Origin of the sequence: Rhizobium sp. 10PS4 (assembly GCF_032464805.1) — a bacterium.
GTDB lineage: Bacteria > Pseudomonadota > Alphaproteobacteria > Rhizobiales > Rhizobiaceae > Rhizobium > Rhizobium laguerreae.
Genome location: NZ_JAWDIW010000007.1, coordinates 162,869 through 180,889 on the forward strand (window position 1 = coordinate 162,869; position 18,021 = coordinate 180,889).

An 18,021-nucleotide genomic window follows, 5' to 3' on the forward strand; every position below is an offset into this window, starting at 1 on the left:
CGTCAACGACATCAAGTCACAAATCGTGCTGCTTTAGGGGGAACGACATTGGCAAACGTACAGGTTAGCGACGTCACCAAGAAATATGGCTCTCTTCAGGTCATGCATGGCGTCAGCGTCGACATCGAGGACGGCGAATTCGTCGTGCTGGTCGGTCCATCCGGCTGCGGCAAATCCACCCTGCTCCGGATGATCGCCGGGCTGGAGACGGTCAGCAGCGGAGATATCCGGATCGGCAGCCGTGTCGTCACCAATGCTCCCCCGAAGGAGCGTGACATCGCGATGGTGTTTCAGAGCTACGCGCTCTATCCCCATAAGACGGTCGCCGAGAATATGGGCTTTCCGCTAAAGATGGCCAAGCGACCGAAGGCGGAGATCGCCGAGAAGGTCGGCAGGGCAGCCGAGATCCTCGACCTGACACGTTATCTCGACCGCTATCCGAAGCAACTGTCGGGCGGACAGCGTCAACGCGTGGCGATGGGCCGCGCCATCGTCCGCGATCCACAGGTCTTCCTGTTCGACGAGCCGCTGTCGAACCTCGACGCCAAACTCCGCGTCACCATGCGCGTCGAGATAAAGGAGCTTCACCAGCGGCTGAAGACCACCACCGTCTACGTCACGCACGATCAGATCGAGGCGATGACGATGGCCAACAAGATCGTGGTGATGCGCGACGGCAGGGTCGAGCAGATCGGCAAGCCTCTTGATCTCTACGACTTCCCGGTCAACCTCTTCGTCGCCGGCTTCATCGGCAGCCCATCGATGAACTTCCTTCAGGGCCGCATAGCCACAAGCGACGGCAGGAAGATCGTCGTCACCGACCAGGGCATCACTCTTCCGCTGGCGGACACAAATGCGGATGAAGGACGAGCCGTGACCTACGGTATCCGACCGGAGCACATCACGATCGGCGAAGAAGGCGTTCCGGTCGAAGTCTCGGTGTTCGAGCCGACGGGTTCAGAGACATTGATCTTCGGTCGCACGGGAGGCGTGCCGATCGACGCCCTGATCCGCGAGCGCATCGAGGTCGATCCCGGACGGACGATGTACTTCCACATAGATCCCCGACGTGCGCATATCTTCGATCGGGAAACAGGCCAGAGACTGTAGGAGGACGACGCATGGAGTTCAAAGGAAAGACGGTGATCGTGACCGGCGCCGGCAAAGGCATCGGACGTGAAATTGTAAGGATGCTCGTCGAACGGGGTGCGCAGGTCGTCGCCCTGACCCGCAGCGGCGCCGACGTCGAAGCGCTGCGAGGGGAATTCGGCTGCCGGGCAATCCAGGTCGATCTCGCGGATGCCGATGCGACCAAAGAGGCGGCGATCGCTGCCCTTCCCGCAGATTTCCTTATCAACTGCGCCGGCACGACCGAGCTTCAGCCGTTCCTGGAGACAACCGTCGAAGCATTCGACCGTCTTGTCGCGGTCAATACGCGCGCTCCGATGATCGTCGCCCAGGAATATGCCCGTTCGCTGATCAAGGAAGGCCGTCCAGGCGCCATCGTCAATGTCTCGTCGGTCGCATCCTTCGTCGGCATCCCCGATCACGCCGCTTATTGCGCGTCCAAGGGTGGATTGGATGGCTTGACGCGGGTCATGGCAAAAGAGCTCGCGCCTCACGGCATCCGCGCGAACGGCGTCCACCCGACGGTGACGTTGACGCCAATGGCGGTGAAGGCATGGAGCGATCCCGAAAAGGCCGCGGGGATGATGAAGCGAATTCCGGTCGGACGCTTCGCGGAGCCGGCAGACATTGCCGAGGTTGTTCTTTTCCTGCTGTCCGACCAGGCTGCCATGGTGAACGGCATATCGATGCCGGTGGACGGCGGTTACATGATTGCCTGAAGTTCAGGACTAACGTGCAGTCCGGCCCTGCCGAGTAGTACGATCCTGCGATTGCAATACGGGAACCGGCGAGGTAGACCGCCGCACCAACCGGCGCAGCTCATCTTGATCAACGAAGTGATCCGTCACTCCTGCCTCCTTATCCAGATGACTGAAGACAAGACCGTCGGAATCCTCAAGCTTCAAAGCTTGCTCCGTATTCATGATCCCCAGTGCCTGGCGCTCGTACTCGGACTCGAGCGCCGCCTCGACGATGGCTTTTTTCTTGCGCATGTCCATTTCCTCCGTTGCTCAATGGTAACGGACGGGCGGAGTCGCGGTTCCCATCAGGCGATCACGATATGAGACCCGTTGACACGACCGCCCCGTCGATACCCGGCCATGCATCGCGCCCGCCAAGCTGATTTTTGCCCTCGCTGCGGGGTTAGGCGCTGCCACCAGCACGCCACTACGGCCGCCAAACACGAAAGCGGCCACATTTATCGCGACCGGCGCGATAAGTGTTCATGCCCGGGGAGCCTTCAACGCGCTGGCTCAGGCGCACCCCTTGAGGCTCCAGAGCAACGCCGGCAAGATGGGTAGAGGAGCTGCGATCGTTTCGACTGGCTTTTTATTCGTCAAGCAGTTCCCGCATCGAGAAATATTTTGACAATTAGCAAATTCTCACGAATTCGACCTCCAACAGCTTTCCTAATTTTTCGATGCTGCTCCCAATGTGTCCGACGCCGACTGCGCAATGATGCGCCGGTCCTTCGGCGTTCCAATTCTCGACGAACGCGCGCGCCCCGATTGGAAATTGATAGCGGCTGTTGGTGTTTCCAATTTCCAGGATCGGCCCGGGCACCGATTGTCCTTCGGCGCACAACAGCTTCACTTTTCCGGCGCACTCCACCACGGAGAGCAGTGTGACCGGGCCATTCTTAACCGACATTTCGACGCTAACGCCGGAGCCGACCTTACCGTGATAGACCTCCAGAGGACGGATCTTGGTTCGACCCTCTGCAATTTTGGTATGGCCTGGGCCATCATGGCCCATCAGGACCACATCTGCATCGAAATCCATTGCATAATATTCGGTGAAGGAACCTCCGGCGCCAAAGCTGTCCATGATCTTCATGGCCTGCGCGTTCTTGATCTCATATTCGCCAGCAACGGGTATGCCTTCGGCGGTGAGCATCGAACAACCAACGATTACCGACGTGATGACGTCCTCGTATTCATGCCCGGACACCGATTCATAATAATAGGCGAGCGAGCCGAGACGCTTCGCGTCGACGAGTTTGCGCAGCGCGACAGCAGTTCTTGCCGCCCGCGCCAGTTCGTCCGGATCGCAATCCGGCTGCACGTCGAATTCCGTTCGGATTCTGTCCAAGCAGGCCGCCACTTCCGCCTCGCCAACGTCGCGTCTGAGGCGTGCTAGTTCGTCAATCTCCACCACTTCGATGTGTGTCCCGAATGCCGTGCTTTGAGCTGTGAGATCGGAATAGATATCGAGCATGCCGTTGTAATAGCGCCCCATGACGCCAAGGCGATTATGCGACATGACGTGGGCTACCCGTGCGGCCTCGATCCACTCCTCGATCTCGTTGTCGACAAACGGGTCATCGTTGAGAACGCCTGTTACTTGGTGGAACCGAATGCCCGCTCGAGTGAACACATTGGCAATCTCGGGCACCGGGCATGCAGCGCAGTGCGCCAGCCACTCGCCGGTCATGGCAGTCCTATTGCCGAGTGCGTTGAAGGACGCGTAATCGATCGCACCAGCCGGCTGCAGATTCAAAATAATGACCGGCACCTTTGCACGCCGAACAGCCGGCAAGACGGTCGACGATAGAGCGTAGGTGGTGATGTAAAGGAAAATGATATCGACATCGGCCTGGCGAAACAAATGGCCGGCATCGACGGCCTTCTCCGGCGTATCGACGAGGCCAAGATTGACGACTTCGACCCCAGGCCGTTCCAGCTTGGACGCGACGACATGTACATATCCGCGCAGCCTTGCTTCGAGGCCGTCAAACTGCGGCCAATAGGCCTTCAGACCGATCCCGAACAGGCCGGCCTTCAAAGGGCGATCAGACATTCCATTTTCTCCTGGAATTATAGCGGGGTCAGCCCTGCAGGCGGACACGAAGCTGGTCGAGGCCCACGGCCAGAAGCAACACGACACCGCGCGTGACATCCTGCCAAAAACTGGACACGTTCATGAGGGTCAGGCCGTTGTTCAGAGTTCCGAGGATCAGCACCGCAATCAGCGTACCCCAGACGCTTCCCCGCCCGCCAAAGAGGCTCGTGCCTCCAAGAATGATCGCGGCGATGATCGTCAGCAGATGCTGACTTGCTGCATTCGGGGCTGCCGCGCCGAGCATTGCTGCAAGAATGATACCAGCGGCAGCGCCTGAAATGCCCGAGATCACGTAGAGGATCATCTGGGTGCGCTCGACCGGCACGCCGAGAAGGCTGCTGGCCTCGGGATTGCCGCCGGTTGCGTACACAAACCGTCCGAACGGCGTCTTGGCAAGCACGAGCCAAAGGACGGCAAAGACGATCAGCATGACGATGACGGGAAACGGCACGAAAAAGATGCGACCTGAACCAAGCCAGTTGAAGGCCGGCACGAAAAGCGGCTTGCTCAAGCCACCCGTCATGACCATCGACAGGCCCGAGAAGATGCTCATCGTCCCGAGTGTCACAATCAGGGGATTGAGGCGCAGCTTGGTGACGATCACGCCATTCAAAATTCCGACCCCGGCGCCGATGACCAAGGCTGTCAGGCATCCAACCCAGATATTGATCCCGTTGGAATGCATCAATGCGACGATGACGCCGGCCAGTCCGGCAACGGCAGCCACCGACAGGTCGAGTCCACCGCCAATGATCAGCGGCGTTCCGGCTGCGGCCATGAGCCCGATAAAGGCCATGTTCGTGCCGATATTGGCAAGATTGCTCACCGACAGAAAGAACGGCGACAGCATAGCGAAAGCCGCGAGAAGGATGACATAGAAGCCCAGCAGGACCACGATCCCGGCGACCGGTCTGGCAAGGATCTCCGTCATCGACTGGCGTTGGCTGGTCGGCTTGGGTTCGCCCGCAACGATCGAGTTTGACTTGTTCATGCTTTCTCCAATTCGTTCGCAGCAGACACGGAGTGCGACTCCGCCGCCTGCATCAGCTCGGCGGCCGATGCATTGGCTCCCAGTGTGGCCACGGCCCGGCCTTCTTCGAAGACGATCGCTCGGTCGGCAAGACCGGCGACCTCCTCAGCGTCCGATGAGACGAGGAGTATGCCCAATCCGTTCGCTGCGAGCCGGCGGATCTCCTCATAAATCTCTCGTCGAGCGCCGAGGTCGACCCCGCGGGTCGGTTCCTCGAGAATGAGCAGCTTGGGGTCGCCGAGCAGCCATCGCGCCAGGCACACTTTCTGCTGGTTGCCGCCGGACAGGAGTCTTATCTCCTGCTCCGGACCCGTCGTCTTGACGCGCAGGGTGCGGATCCAGTGTTGCGACATTACCCGCTCCCGATTGTCATCAACGAGCCCGAAGCGCGTAAACCGCGTGAGGTAAGGAAGGGTCGTGTTGGTACGGACGGTGAGGTTGGCAATCAGGCCTTGCCGCTTGCGCTCGGCTGCAACGAAACCGATACCGCTTCGAATGCTTGCCCGCGGGTTCGACAACGCCGTTTCGGCTGTCCCCATCCGGATTGAACGGACCTTCGCCCTGGGCTCCGCCCCATAAATGGCTCTGCCGACCTTCTCAATCCCGGAGCCGATCAGGCCGAACGCACCCAGGACCTCGCCGCGGCGCACCGAAAAGGACACGTCGCTGAGCCAGCCTGGCAGCGACAGTCCTTCGACAGTCAGGATCGTCTCGTCCGGCAGGAATTGCGACTTTGCCGGAAAAAGATCGCCGAGATCGCTTCCGAGCATCGCCCGCAGCACCTCTTCGTGACTGGTGGCGCTCGTCTGGAACTGGCCGCTCACCTCGCCGTCCCGCAACACGACGATCCGGTCGGAGAGGCGAAACACCTCGTCGAGGTAGTGGGAGATATAGATGATCGTGACGCCGTCGGCGCGAAGCGCGTCGATCACCCCGAACAGGGTTTCGGCATCTGCTTCTCCGAGTGCAGCAGTCGGTTCATCCATGATCAGAATACGAGCCTGGCCGGCCAATGCCCGGGCGATCTCGACGATCCGCTGCTCCGGAAGCGATAGCGATCCCATTCTCCGGCTCGCAGAGACATGACCGAGCTTCAGTCGGCCGAGCAGCGTCGTCGCCTGCCTCTGCATGGCGGCACGGTCGACGAAACTTATGCCGGCGATCTTGCGCTGGGGCATCGATCCCAACGCGATGTTCTCCGCGACCGACAAGTCCGGATGCACGGACAGTTCCTGCGGCATCAGGCGAATGCCCGATGCTATGGCCGCACGTGCCGACGTGATGTCGACTGCGGCCCCATCGATCTGTATCTGTCCGGCGTCGCAGGAATAGACGCCGGACAGGATCTTCATCAGCGTGGATTTGCCTGCACCGTTAGCCCCGAGCAGCGCCACGACCTCGCCAGCATCGGCCGAACAGGTGACGTTTTTCAGGACCTGCACGCCGGAGAAGGACTTCGTGACGTTGGTGATTTGGAGCCGCGCCACGCGGTTCTCCGTGCTCGATACAGTCTGCATCAGAATCGCCTCCGACCCCAGATCATTGCTTGGGGAGAATTGCCTCGTACCCCTTCAACCAATCCTCTTTTTTCAGACCAGAGAGGTAGCTTGCGAACTCTGCCTCGGGAAACGTGTAACCGTCGGCTTCGCCGGCGCACGCGAATTCCTTGTAGAATTTGCAGATGTTTGCCTTGGTTACCATCTGATGGGTGACGAAGGTTGCCTCCGGCACGGCCTTTCCGGCGAGCGCAGACAGCGCAATCGGAATGAGATAATTCCCGTAGCTGCCTGGAAACGAACCCGTCGCCGCCACGAGTTTCGGGTCCGTGGCAAGCGCCTCGGCTTCATCCGCGCCGTTGCCGACGGCGATGGCCTGATCAACACGTCCGGCTGCTCGGACGGCCTGCAGCATGCCCATGGTCGCCTGGTCGTTGATCGCGATGATCAGGATCGGCGCTCCTGGCGGAATGCGGCCGAGTACGTTGTTCATCTGGGTATAGGATTCCTGCAGCGTATTCTTCGTATCGATCTCGATGATGTGGTCGGCCGGGAAATCCTTGGTCAGGGCCAGGAAGCCGGCGCGCTGACCTTCCGTGCGCATGCGCGGGATGACGCCCGACTGGGGCAGTGCGCCGATGACGAGATAGCCGCTTTTTACCGTGTCCGCGCCAAATTGTTTTGCCGCAGCCGTTGCAAGGTAGGACCCGCCCATGAAACCGGACTTCGGATTGTTCACGCCGAAGAAACTTGCACCGGGCATGGGGATATCGATTGCCGTGACCTTGGTGCCGTCTTGCTTGAACACGTCCATCACGGTCTGACCGAAGTTTGCGTCGGTCTGAAACTCGATGACGTAGTCAACCTTGCGTTCGGCGAAAGATTTGGCATTGGCAAGCGCGGTCGGCCCATCGAGCCGGTTGTCGGCGACAACGAGTTCCACGCCGGCAGCATCGGCGTTTGCCTGAATGCCTTTCTCCACGAGCACGCCGAAAGCGATGTCACGCTGAAGATTGGCGAAGCCGATGCTGTACTTGCTGCCGTTTTTCGGAGGCGTCACTTTCGACGCGTCGGCGGCCATGGCCTTGAGAGCCTCGGCCGAAAGCATATTGCCGTCGAACTTCGCGGGATCGAACCCGTGGAAATCATCGGCATGGGCAGCAGATGCGGCGAGGCAAGCGGCTGCGACCAGCAGTCTGGCGTGAGTTTTCATATCTATTCTCCTCCCAGCCCCTACCCTCCCCGGCAGCGGCGATAGCTGATGCAATCAGCGTTTCGGCAAATTCGATCGACTTTGCCCTGACCTGATGACGGTACCATCGGCCCCACCTGTTGACACGACGCCAAAATCCACAAAAGTGATCATTTGCATACAAAAAATGATCCTAAAAAGGCGACGTCAAATGACGGAAAACTACTTCGTCTACATGCCTGACAGCAGAATTTCTGCAGCATGGGGCTGCACCGCTGTCTCGACGGGCTATTCGGTCATTGCGCCGCACTCCAGTTACCCTCCGAGCCGTCATCCGGACGACCATCATTTCAGCTGGTCTCGAGGCCGCATCCTTCAGGCCTATCAGGTCGTGCTGATCAGCGCCGGCAGCGGGAAGCTCGAATTCGGCAACCTGCGCCGACAGGTGCGCGTCACGGAAGGATCGATTTTTCTCCTGTTCCCAGACGTGTGGCACAGGTTCGCGCCCGATCGGCGAACCGGCTGGACCGAGCACTGGATAGAGTGCCGGGGAACCGCTTTCGATTTTGCAGTGGATGCTGGCCTCCTGCATGTCGAACGCCCGCTCAACCCGGCAAGCGATGAGATCAATCATGTGTTCGCCGCCATCCATGACCTGGCGCGGCAGGATCCTGTGCTTCATCAGCTGGTGATATCCACGCTCGGGTTGCAGCTCCTTGCGCTGCTCTGCCGGCCGGACGATCTGGCAAGCGGCGCCGGCGCGCGCCTCGTCGATCGGGCGCGCATGATCCTGATGGAGCGCTGCGGAACTTCACAATCGGTCGAGGATCTCGCAGCAGAGATGGGGGTGAGCTACCCCTATTTTCGCCGGCTGTTTCGTGAGCAAACCGGGATGTCGGCGAAACAGTATCAAATGAACGTCCGCGTTCAGCGAGCACGCGACTTCCTGGTAAACACCGACAAATCCGTAAAAGAAATCGCCGGCCTTCTCGGCTTTCATTCCGCCTTCCATTTTTCCAGCCAATTCAAAAATGCGGTTGGCTGCGCACCGACGGAATATCGTAGGACCTCTGAGAATTGAGAGGTCTGCCGATCCGTGGCACCGCGCGACCCCAGACGTCGCTCAGTCCGTCTTCGACGTCAGGAACCAGCGGCAGCGTGCTTGATATGGTCCGACAAGGCTGCACGCCGTTTCGCGGCGTAGAAACGAGAGCGGCGGCGCGTCGGGCAATGGGAACCGCAGTTTTTGGAAGACCTCTTATTTCATTGAAAGCTAATTTGAACTTCGTTAGCTTCCTTTGCGGGAGGACTACAATGCGACACATTGATTCGATTACTGCCGAGCCTATCGCAGCGGCGAAGGTCTGGTGCATCGCGGACTTCTGCTCGCAGCACCGATTGGATGGCAAGGAGCAAGCCAAGCTTACTGCTTTATTCGGTGAGTTCGCGACCATCAGCGAACTCGTCCACAATGTAACGCGTAGATCAAGGTTAAGGTGAAGAGGCCGACCCGGCGAAACGGCTGACGTTCCATGCGCTCACCTGGCCGGCGGCACCAGCGAGCGTGCGATATCGATGATGTCGTCACGCGAGGTGGTCGGGTCTTCCCTGTTCCAGGCCATCACGATATGAGGCCCGTTGAAACGAACGCCCCGTCGATACACGGCCCGCCATCGCGCCGGCCACGCTGTTTTTGGCCCTCTCCACCCCGTTTGGCGCGGCTACCAATGTGCTACCACGGCCGCCAAGCAGACGCCTTTTTCCAAGGCCAAAAGTTCGCTAATTATGCAAGGAAATCAAAGTGGTGCCCAGGACCGGAATCGAACCAGTGACACGCGGATTTTCAATCCGCTGCTCTACCAACTGAGCTACCTGGGCTAACCTGCTTCCAATGGCTCCTTTCAAGAAAGGAACCATGGGGCCTTGGTTCACCCCGGAAGCGAGCGGGGTTATAGCATCTTGTTCGCCCATGGCAAGCGTCAAATGACTCTTTTTTGACGGTCTTGCCGGCTTTGCGGATTCATGAGGAAAAATAAGAGCTTCGCGGGCGGATTTCTCTAGTTTTCCTCATCCGGATAATCGGCCTTCGTCTCGTCGTCGGCAACCGGAATGGCATAGGCGCCGGTCAGCCAGCGGGAGAGATCGGCCTCGCGGCAGCGGTTGGAACAGAAGGGATAATGTTCGCGGTGGGAAGGTTTGCCGCATTCGGGGCAAGGGCGCGTCTTGCGCAGCGGTTCGACCTTGGCGGCCGCTTTCTTGTCTTCAGGCATATCGGTTCATCCTATGGGATTAGCCGTCGGGCTCAGCCCTCGGGCCACCGGCTATGCACATCGAAGCCCTCGCCGGTCAAAAGCAAAATGGTTTCATAAAGCGGCAGGCCGACGACATTGGTGTAGGAGCCCACCATCTTCTGTACGAAGGTGCCGGCGAGGCCCTGGATGCCGTAGGCGCCTGCCTTGCCGCGCCACTGGCCGGAGGCCAGGTAGTTCTCGATCTCGAAGCCGGAGAGACGCTTGAAGCGCACCTTGGTCTCGACGATCTTCTGACGGACCTTACGATCCGGGGTCACCAGGCAAACGCCGGTGTAGACCATATGGTTGCGTCCCGACAAGAGATGCAGCGAGTTCAACGCCTCGTCGGCGAACTCTGCCTTGCCGAGAATGCGCCGGCCGACAGCGACCACCGTATCGGCAGAGAGGATATAGCTGCCCTTCCAGGTGATATCGCTCTTGATGGCGGCAAGGGCTGCTTCCGCCTTCTCCGCCGAAAGCCTGCGGGCGAGCGAACGCGGGTGCTCCGACTTCTTCGGCGCCTCGTCGATATCCATCGGCATAAGGCGCGACGGCTCGATGCCGGCCTGGTTGAGCAGGTCGACGCGACGGGGCGAGCCCGAGGCCAGAATGAGCTTGTATTTCAGCGCCATGGAACCTCGACCATCGTCAGACGGGAGCAAAAACCCTTGCGGGGACCTTCGGGCAAACTTACTTGAAACGGTAGGTGATGCGGCCCTTGGTCAGATCGTAGGGCGTCATTTCCACAAGTACCTTGTCGCCGGCGAGAACGCGGATGCGGTTCTTGCGCATGCGGCCCGCGGTGTGGGCAATGATCTCGTGTTCGTTTTCGAGCTTCACGCGGAACGTCGCATTCGGCAGAAGTTCGGTGACGATTCCCGGGAATTCGAGGACTTCTTCTTTAGGCATATAAGTGTTTTCTTCCTGTGCGTTGAATAGGCAGCGCAGCGCGCGCCTTGAAATTTCGGCGGAAACTACACAATCAACGCAGGTTTGTGAACCTCGTTGATCAGGCTTTCCTTTATTTGTTTTCATGCCGATTGCGCGGCAATGCCATTTCGTTTGAGTAGCCGGCTTTCGATGAGGCCGGCCAGGTGATCGCGGACCTCGCGGTAGCTCTCCAGAATCTGCTCGCGCGTTCCGATTGCAACCGTCGGATCCATGGTCGGCCAGTAGACCACATCGACCGCATTCGACCGGGTCAGCTCGAGTGCCGCATGATGGGCCTGCGGTGACAGCGTGATGATCAGATCGAAATAATCGTCCTCGAGCTCTTCCAGCGTCTGCGGCTGGCGGCGCCCGAGGGAAAGCCCGATCTCCTCGAGCACGGCATCCACGAACGGATCGCGCTCGCCGGCGCGAACGCCGGCAGACCTGATATAGGTATTGGCCGGCAGAATGCTACGGGCGATCGCTTCGGCTATCGGCGAGCGGATGGCATTCATCCCGCACATGAAGAGGATGGCGCCCGGCCGCTTTCCCTCCTCGACATCGGCGGCGCGCTCCATTGCCGTCATCCGCGCCAGTAGAGCACGCAGACCAGCGTGAAAAGGCGCCGGGCGGTATCGAAATCGACCTCTATCTTGCCGGCCAGCCTATCCTTCAGCGTCTGCGAGCCTTCATTGTGGATGCCGCGCCGGCCCATGTCGATCGCCTCGATGCGGCTCGGCGTCGACGAACGGATCGCTTCGTAATAGCTCTCGCAGATCATGAAGTAATCCTTGACGATCCGCCGGAAGGGCGTGAGCGACAGGATATGGGTGGCGACGCCGCCGCCCTCTTCGGTGGTGATGGCGAAAACCAGTTTCGAATCGACCAGCGAGATGTTCAGCCGATAAGGTCCGCCGACATGGCCGAGTGGCTCGAACCTGTTCTCCTCGATCAGATCGAAGATGGCGACGGCGCGTTCATGCTCGACATCGGGCGTCGAACGGCCGATCGTATCGTCAAGGACGACGTCGCAAAGCCGGAATTCGCCCTTCGCCATGCCCTCACCTTTCGAGGTTGAGGCGGATCGCAACCGACCGCGCATGGGCATCGAGGCCTTCGGAGACAGCAAGGGCGATCGCCGCCGGGCCGAGGGTGCGGAGCTGTTCGGGTCCAAGGCGCAGGACCGAGGTGCGCTTGACGAAATCCAGCACCGAAAGACCGGAGGAGAAGCGCGCCGAACGCGCCGTCGGCAGCACATGGTTCGAACCGCCGACATAATCGCCGATCACCTCGGGCGTGTGGGCGCCGACGAAGATCGCGCCGGCATTGCGGATGCCGTCGAGCAGCCGGTCCGGATCGGCGACGGCGAGCTCCAGATGCTCGGCAGCGATACGGTTTGCCAGCGGAATGGCCTGTTTCAGGTCGGAAACGAGGATGACTGCGCCGAAATCGCGCCAGCTTGCCGCCGCCGTCTCGGCGCGGTTCAGCGTCTTCAGCTGGCGTTCGACCGCCTGCTCCACCGCCTTGCCGAATGCGGCATCGTCGGTGATCAGGATCGCCTGGGAACTGACGTCGTGCTCGGCCTGGGCCAAGAGGTCGGCTGCGATCCAATCCGGATTGTTGTCCTTGTCTGCAATGACAAGCACCTCGGAGGGGCCGGCGATCATATCGATGCCGACGGTGCCGAAGACATGGCGCTTGGCGGCGGCGACATAGGCATTGCCGGGGCCGGTGATCTTGGCGACCGGAGCGATCGTCTCGGTGCCATAGGCAAGAGCCGCGATCGCCTGGGCGCCGCCGACACGATAAATCTCCGTGACACCGACAAGCTTGGCGGCGGCAAGCACCGCCGGATTGACGGCGCCGCCGGTGGCAGGAACGGCGATGACGATGCGATCGACGCCGGCGACCTTGGCCGGCACGGCATTCATCAGCACCGAGCTCGGATAACTCGCGGTGCCGCCCGGAACATAGAGCCCGACCGCTTCGATCGCCGTCCAGCGCGAGCCGAGACCGACACCCATATCGTCCTCGTAGATATCGTCCTTCGGCAGCTGCCGGCGATGGTGGGACTCGATGCGCAGTGCGGCGAGCTTCAGCGCCCCCAGCACTTCCGAAGGCACCGCATCGACGGCGGCGTCGATCTCTTCAGCTGTGACGCGCATCGGGACGGTGGCGTAATCGATGCCGTCGAATTTCAGCGAATATTCGGCCAGCGCCACATCACCGCGGGCGCGCACGTCATCGATGATGGCGCGAACGACCACGTTCACATCCTCGGAGACTTCACGTTTCGTCGTCAGAAAGGCGGCAAAATGCTGCTCGAAACCTTCCGATGCCTGATCCAGCCAGATTGCCAAAGCCGATATTCCTTCTCAACTCGAAACTGCGATGTTCAAACTTTAGGGCGTCAAACACTCATTGTTTTATGCATGTCGTTATCCCGGAACCGCTGTACACTTCCGGGCAACATGCATTAGCGGTGGCGAGGCTTAGAGGAAGCCTCCCAGGCGCCGCCGATATCGGCCAGCTGGACTTCGATACATTCGACATCGAGCGCAATCGAGGCGGTGCCGGACAGCGACAGCTCGACCGTGCCCTCCGGCCCCTCGCCCTTCTGCTCGAAGCGCAGCGCCAGCAGCGACAGCACCTCATCGCGTTTTCCACGATCGATGCCGAGCGAGCGGACGGCAAGCACGCGCTTGAAAACCAGGGCAGCCCGGCGGCGCTCGAAACCCTTGCGCTTGCGCTCGGCACCTTCCCAGACGAAACGATTGGCGGCAAGCGCGAACTGCGCGCCGCGCGGCGACCAGTCGATGTCGCCGACCTTGAAGACGCTGTCCTGCATATGCGCGGACATGATCGCAAGATCCTCGTTATCGAGCGCAACAAGTTTCAGGTCGGTCATTCAGCCTCATCCCATTACCGGCCTAGGCCGGGCACCGCCAGAATGGCGATGCGTCAGACAAGGGAAATAAGGCGCGGCGACCAATTACGCAACCGGGATGAACGGTGCTTACTCGCTGATGCGCTCGACGATGGCGCCGCAGCGGGTCAGCTTCTCCTCGAGCCGTTCGAAACCGCGATCGAGGTGATAGACGCGGGAGACCGTGGTTTCGCCCTCGGCGGCAAGGCCGGCGATGACGAGCGAGACGGAGGCGCGCAGATCGGTCGCCATAACAGGCGCACCGCGCAGGCGTTGGACACCCTCGATCTTCGCCGTCTGGCCGGACAGCGAGATCCTGGCGCCGAGGCGGGCAAGCTCCTGCACATGCATGAAACGATTTTCGAAGATGGTCTCGGTGACATGCGAGACGCCGGAAGAACGGGTCATCAGCGCCATGAACTGCGCCTGCAGATCGGTCGGGAAGCCCGGGAAAGGATCGGTGACGATATCGACCGGCCTGATGCCGGCGCCGTTGCGCTTGATGCGCATGCCGTTGTTGGTCGACGAGATTTCCGCGCCGGCGCGGCGCAGCGTTTCCACCGCGGTTTCGAGCAGCGCCACATCGGTATTTTCGAGCACCACGTCGCCGCCGGCCATGGCGACGGCCATCGCATAGGTGCCGGTCTCGATACGATCCGGCAGGACGCGATGGCGGGCGCCGGAGAGCGAGGTGACGCCTTCGATGGTGATCGTCGCAGTACCCGCGCCCGATATCTTGGCGCCCATGGCGTTCAGGCAGTTGGCGAGATCGACGACCTCAGGCTCGCGGGCGGCATTGCCGATGACCGTCGTGCCGCGGGCAAGCGTTGCCGCCATCATCACCACATGGGTGGCGCCGACGGAAACCTTCGGGAAGGTGTAGCGTGCGCCGATCAGGCCGCCGGCAGGCGCCTTGGCGTTGATATAACCGGCATCGATCTCCATGGTCGCGCCGAGCGCGGTCAGGCCCTCGATGAAGAGATCGACCGGGCGCGTGCCGATCGCACAGCCGCCCGGCAGCGACACGCGGCAATGGCCTTCGCGCGCCAGCAGCGGGCCGATGACCCAGAAGGAGGCGCGCATCTTCGAGACCAGTTCATAAGATGCGGTCGTATCGACGATCGTGCGGCAGGTGAAATGGATCGTGCGCGAATAGGAATCTTCCTGGCGCTCGCGGCGGCCGTTGACGGCGACATCGACGCCGTGATTGCCGAGGATGCGCATCAGCAGCTCGACATCGGCCAGATGCGGCACGTTTTCGAGCGTCAGCGTATCGCTGGTCAGAAGCGAGGCGATCATCAGCGGCAGTGCGGCATTCTTGGCGCCGGAAATCGGAATGATGCCATTCAGCTCATTACCGCCGACGATTCTGATACGATCCATGTGCGCTTACGGGCAGCGCCCGCCTTTCCTGAAAGTTCTGCCTTGGAATAAGGAGTGAGGTGTTTAGGGGATTTATCGACACGCTTCAATTCGCGACGGACGGAACATTACGATTCGTCCAATTTTGCGGCGGGCAGCCCATTTGTTTCATCGGCTTGGCCCGAACGGCGGGCGCGGACCTGCTGTTTGCGTCGCCCCAGATTTTCTCGGAGCTTTTCGGCGGCGCGCTCGCGGCGCAGTTTCGCCTGTGCCTCGATCGCCTGTTTGCGGCTCTGCTGGCCGGTTTCGGTCTTTTCATTCATGCGACAGGATTAGCTGAATTCGCGCCGATCCAAAAGGCCCTTGCATCTCAATCCACGCGAAGTTGGAATTTGCGGCTTGCGCTGGCCGCCAAGCTGTGGCAATAGCCCCCCGTTCTCGCGATTGAGCCACACGGCTCGCACGGGTCCTGGTCCTGCTGCCGTAGCTCAGTGGTAGAGCACACCCTTGGTAAGGGTGAGGTCGGTGGTTCAATCCCACTCGGCAGCACCAGTTTTCTTTCAACAAATTCAGTTGGAAGACTGGCAACGCGTCCGGCGCGATCTCGCACAAAACAGCATCAAGAGTACTCGTGGCGGCCCTGAATGGATATTCAGCTTGGGAAGGTTCGTGAACCCTTGAGCAAATTCAAGCGACGTTTCACTACGATCAACGCCGAAGTCCCCCATGAACACTACGGATATCGGGCAATACTAAAATGCGATTGTGAAGAGAATTGCGGCAAATCAAACTCCGCCGCGCCCCTTGGTAAAACCATGACTTGGTTTCCCCCTGACTGGGATTTTGCCCATCTCTCCATGGTAGGCAAGAATTCATCTTCCGAAAAGGATATATCGACCGTCACCCTCGGAGTTCGCCGTTTGGCGGACTTCGCAAAGCCGTCAAAATCATGAGCGGTTATGCGGTGGGTCTGGTTAAGATCGCACCATTTACGGACCCACCATACCCACAGATCTGCTGCCTGCAGCGGAAGAGAGTTCTTGTCGCTTTCGAAGGTGGGTATTCCAGCGTAGCGCTCTCGCATCATGTCGCTTCGGTTCTGCATGTATTCTGGCCAAAGCTTATCAACCACTTTCCCGCTTGAGATTTGACCATGTGAAACTGAACCGTTTCATCCAAGGGGATCAAGTCTGCAAGCTTCTCTCTTTCAAGATGGAATTTGTCCAACAGGCAGCGAAACGCGATCCAGTAATAGTTCGGGCGATCCCATTCCACGATCTTACCAGGAATATAGATCCGCCTCATGGCTCGTTCAAAATCAGACTTATGGAAGCGCGCTGAAATGTACGCTGCGACATAAAGTTGCATTACGCTATAGAAAAAGCCGACCTCTTCAAGATTGTGAGCCATTTCTTGCATGTGAAAATATCGAAGCCCAGACTCGTCCACCCGACCAAATCGCCATAAGTAGGATTGCCACTCCGTAGAGAACGAAGCCCACTCCTCCTTGGTTGATATGCAGCCGCCAATAACGTAGGCATCCTTATCCGGCGAGTAGCTTTCATCAATGTATGCGTGCCAACCCACTACAAATCTCCTGCTCAGAAACAAGCAATAAGAAACCACCCCTTCAAGGGGCGATCAACGATGGGGACAATTGTCGACGGACCACAGGCGACCCTTGGTAAGGGTGAGGTCGGTGGTTAATCCCACTCGGCAGCACCAGTTTTTCGGTAAGAATATGACCTCCCTTTGCGCCCCTCGGCAAAACTAGTGACAGCTGGGAAGCAGCACGCTGTTGTTTGCGCAGTCGGGAATCTCGGTTACCTCGAGATAGTAAGATATAAACGGCGAAAACTGCCACAGTTCAATCAGTTCTCTGGTGACCAACACTTCGTCCTTAATTGGCGCGTGAAGCCACGAAAAAGTTCCATCGAATATACCTTCGACATACCACCGATCAAAAGTCTTAGACAAAACATAGGCAGCAACATCTATCGCCGTGCCTTCATCCTGGGGTGTCAGGGTCGCCCGCAAATATTCCCGCTGGAGTCGTGGCACGGTTTCAATGGAGAGACGCGTCAGCAGAGCGTCTTCAGCAGACACCTCTGCCCCGCGGGCGAGGACCGGCATTGCCAAGGCCCCACAGAGAAAAGCAGTCTGGATCAGATTTCGACCGAAACCCATGTGGAGCCCTCAGCTTCGACAGCATGGTAGCGATGATGCCGCGCCGGCGCCATGCGATTTGGTTGCACCCTCCAAAAATTCCCCTCGGGTTGGGAGTCATGATTGCAGATTCCAATGGAATTCCTGGCCCGCGCCCACCGATCGCTTGGTGAATCTCATCAAGAGGACATTTCGCCTCATCAGCCCCAATGCATTCCACCATTGCTGACCGCAAAAATCACGCTAGACTATTAACTATCGCAAAGTCTCCCCGGAGGAACTGGGAGATGCTGCGCTTCGTTTCTGTCGACAATCGTGGAGGAGCGTCAATGGCAACTGAAAGATGGAACAGCCCGGTCACGGTCGGCTTCGAAGGTGCCGATGCGCGAACGGTCAATGGGCCGTTCGATGCGCTGAAGTGCCTGGCGGATCTCTGGCCAAGTATGCGCGGGCTTCGTTATATCAAGGCCCGCAGCGCCTGCCGGGCAGCGCTCGATGGGCGCAAGAGCGTGGAAGAAGCAAGAGCCGAGTTCCTGGCGGCAGCCGAAGAGGCGAAGCTGAAGCTGCATTAGCAGTCGGCAAAGAATTTGGGGCGATTTTCGCCTTCTGGGCGCGCAAGCGTGCCGGAATGGAGCAATTCTTCAATTTTGGTTTAACCC

21 protein-coding genes, 2 tRNA genes and 1 pseudogene are annotated in these 18,021 nt (G+C 59.5%); 6 read left to right on the forward strand and 18 right to left on the reverse strand.

The features are described from left to right. Nucleotides 1–48 precede the first annotated feature (48 nt). Together RWJ89_RS15290 and RWJ89_RS15295 are read left to right on the forward strand one after the other, a co-directional pair. Nucleotides 49–1,110 (forward strand): ABC transporter ATP-binding protein, encoded by a 1,062-nt coding sequence (locus tag RWJ89_RS15290; RefSeq protein ID WP_131642148.1) that lies wholly within the window; start codon nt 49–51, stop codon nt 1,108–1,110. An 11-nt stretch (nt 1,111–1,121) separates the two neighbouring features. Continuing rightward, the gene (locus RWJ89_RS15295) at nt 1,122–1,847 is read left to right on the forward strand and encodes an SDR family oxidoreductase (protein ID WP_132613080.1); all 726 of its coding nucleotides are present in this window, start codon (nt 1,122–1,124) and stop codon (nt 1,845–1,847) included. 9 nt (nt 1,848–1,856) lie between these two features. On the opposite strand, the gene RWJ89_RS15300 is transcribed toward RWJ89_RS15295, so the two are convergent. The 5 genes from RWJ89_RS15300 to RWJ89_RS15320 form a co-directional block, all read right to left on the reverse strand. Beyond that, nucleotides 1,857–2,126, reverse strand: coding sequence for a hypothetical protein (locus RWJ89_RS15300; RefSeq protein WP_316031092.1), 270 nt, complete (start codon nt 2,124–2,126; stop codon nt 1,857–1,859). A gap of 373 nt (nt 2,127–2,499) precedes the next feature. Next, a complete protein-coding gene (locus RWJ89_RS15305; RefSeq protein ID WP_316031093.1) occupies nt 2,500–3,927 on the reverse strand; it encodes an L-arabinose isomerase family protein in 1,428 nt (475 codons plus the stop codon). Nucleotides 3,928–3,955: 28 nt separating this feature from the next. Continuing rightward, on the reverse strand, nt 3,956–4,960 hold the full coding sequence (locus RWJ89_RS15310) for an ABC transporter permease (protein WP_132613084.1): 1,005 nt from the start codon (nt 4,958–4,960) through the stop codon (nt 3,956–3,958). After that, nucleotides 4,957–6,516: a sugar ABC transporter ATP-binding protein gene (locus RWJ89_RS15315; protein WP_168283505.1), complete on the reverse strand. Its 1,560-nt coding sequence runs from the start codon at nt 6,514–6,516 to the stop codon at nt 4,957–4,959. The genes RWJ89_RS15310 and RWJ89_RS15315 overlap by 4 nt, the downstream gene beginning before the upstream one ends. 22 nt (nt 6,517–6,538) lie before the next feature. Then, nucleotides 6,539–7,708, reverse strand: coding sequence for a sugar ABC transporter substrate-binding protein (locus RWJ89_RS15320; protein WP_025393098.1), 1,170 nt, complete (start codon nt 7,706–7,708; stop codon nt 6,539–6,541). A gap of 190 nt (nt 7,709–7,898) precedes the next feature. Here RWJ89_RS15320 and RWJ89_RS15325 point away from each other — a divergent pair, with 190 nt between their 5' ends. Further along, nucleotides 7,899–8,768: a helix-turn-helix domain-containing protein gene (locus tag RWJ89_RS15325; RefSeq protein WP_245006886.1), complete on the forward strand. Its 870-nt coding sequence runs from the start codon at nt 7,899–7,901 to the stop codon at nt 8,766–8,768. Between the two features lie 457 nt (nt 8,769–9,225). Here the strand turns inward: RWJ89_RS15325 and RWJ89_RS15335 are convergent. The 11 genes and pseudogenes from RWJ89_RS15335 to RWJ89_RS15385 all read right to left on the reverse strand — a co-directional run. After that, nucleotides 9,226–9,309: pseudogene (locus tag RWJ89_RS15335) on the reverse strand (LysR family substrate-binding domain-containing protein); the annotation flags it as partial. A 180-nt stretch (nt 9,310–9,489) separates the two neighbouring features. Next, nucleotides 9,490–9,565, reverse strand: a tRNA-Phe gene (locus tag RWJ89_RS15340). Between the two features lie 179 nt (nt 9,566–9,744). Continuing rightward, nucleotides 9,745–9,957: a DNA gyrase inhibitor YacG gene (gene yacG / locus RWJ89_RS15345; protein ID WP_012755993.1), complete on the reverse strand. Its 213-nt coding sequence runs from the start codon at nt 9,955–9,957 to the stop codon at nt 9,745–9,747. Between the two features lie 32 nt (nt 9,958–9,989). After that, nucleotides 9,990–10,610, reverse strand: coding sequence for a Maf-like protein (locus RWJ89_RS15350; protein WP_020048403.1), 621 nt, complete (start codon nt 10,608–10,610; stop codon nt 9,990–9,992). Nucleotides 10,611–10,668: 58 nt separating this feature from the next. Then, on the reverse strand, nt 10,669–10,887 hold the full coding sequence (gene infA / locus RWJ89_RS15355; RefSeq protein ID WP_003545338.1) for a translation initiation factor IF-1: 219 nt from the start codon (nt 10,885–10,887) through the stop codon (nt 10,669–10,671). A gap of 122 nt (nt 10,888–11,009) precedes the next feature. Next, the gene (locus tag RWJ89_RS15360; protein ID WP_197729311.1) at nt 11,010–11,495 is read right to left on the reverse strand and encodes an arsenate-mycothiol transferase ArsC; all 486 of its coding nucleotides are present in this window, start codon (nt 11,493–11,495) and stop codon (nt 11,010–11,012) included. After that, nucleotides 11,492–11,965 (reverse strand): UPF0262 family protein, encoded by a 474-nt coding sequence (locus RWJ89_RS15365; RefSeq protein WP_018493697.1) that lies wholly within the window; start codon nt 11,963–11,965, stop codon nt 11,492–11,494. The genes RWJ89_RS15360 and RWJ89_RS15365 overlap by 4 nt, the downstream gene beginning before the upstream one ends. Before the next feature lie 4 nt (nt 11,966–11,969). Continuing rightward, the gene (gene hisD / locus RWJ89_RS15370) at nt 11,970–13,268 is read right to left on the reverse strand and encodes a histidinol dehydrogenase (RefSeq protein ID WP_316031095.1); all 1,299 of its coding nucleotides are present in this window, start codon (nt 13,266–13,268) and stop codon (nt 11,970–11,972) included. Nucleotides 13,269–13,384: 116 nt separating this feature from the next. Next, nucleotides 13,385–13,816, reverse strand: coding sequence for a DUF2948 family protein (locus RWJ89_RS15375; RefSeq protein ID WP_020048400.1), 432 nt, complete (start codon nt 13,814–13,816; stop codon nt 13,385–13,387). Nucleotides 13,817–13,924: 108 nt separating this feature from the next. Further along, nucleotides 13,925–15,217 (reverse strand): UDP-N-acetylglucosamine 1-carboxyvinyltransferase, encoded by a 1,293-nt coding sequence (murA, locus tag RWJ89_RS15380; protein ID WP_064246934.1) that lies wholly within the window; start codon nt 15,215–15,217, stop codon nt 13,925–13,927. A 107-nt stretch (nt 15,218–15,324) separates the two neighbouring features. Continuing rightward, nucleotides 15,325–15,519: a hypothetical protein gene (locus RWJ89_RS15385; RefSeq protein WP_003545311.1), complete on the reverse strand. Its 195-nt coding sequence runs from the start codon at nt 15,517–15,519 to the stop codon at nt 15,325–15,327. 154 nt (nt 15,520–15,673) lie between these two features. On the opposite strand from RWJ89_RS15385, the gene RWJ89_RS15390 reads away from it, so the two are divergent. Both RWJ89_RS15390 and RWJ89_RS15395 read left to right on the forward strand, forming a co-directional pair. Next, a tRNA-Thr gene (locus RWJ89_RS15390) sits at nt 15,674–15,748 on the forward strand. Between the two features lie 92 nt (nt 15,749–15,840). Beyond that, on the forward strand, nt 15,841–16,149 hold the full coding sequence (locus RWJ89_RS15395; protein ID WP_316031096.1) for a hypothetical protein: 309 nt from the start codon (nt 15,841–15,843) through the stop codon (nt 16,147–16,149). 130 nt (nt 16,150–16,279) lie between these two features. Here the strand turns inward: RWJ89_RS15395 and RWJ89_RS15400 are convergent, their stop codons facing one another. Beyond that, entirely contained in the window at nt 16,280–16,783 is a 504-nt protein-coding gene (locus RWJ89_RS15400; RefSeq protein ID WP_316031097.1) for a hypothetical protein, read from the reverse strand. Between the two features lie 183 nt (nt 16,784–16,966). Continuing rightward, nucleotides 16,967–17,383: a hypothetical protein gene (locus RWJ89_RS15405; RefSeq protein ID WP_131639776.1), complete on the reverse strand. Its 417-nt coding sequence runs from the start codon at nt 17,381–17,383 to the stop codon at nt 16,967–16,969. A gap of 308 nt (nt 17,384–17,691) precedes the next feature. Between RWJ89_RS15405 and RWJ89_RS15410 the strand changes: the two genes are divergently transcribed. Continuing rightward, nucleotides 17,692–17,934, forward strand: a complete 243-nt coding sequence (locus RWJ89_RS15410; RefSeq protein WP_131639777.1) for a DUF982 domain-containing protein — start codon at nt 17,692–17,694, stop codon at nt 17,932–17,934. Nucleotides 17,935–18,021: the final 87 nt, after the last annotated feature.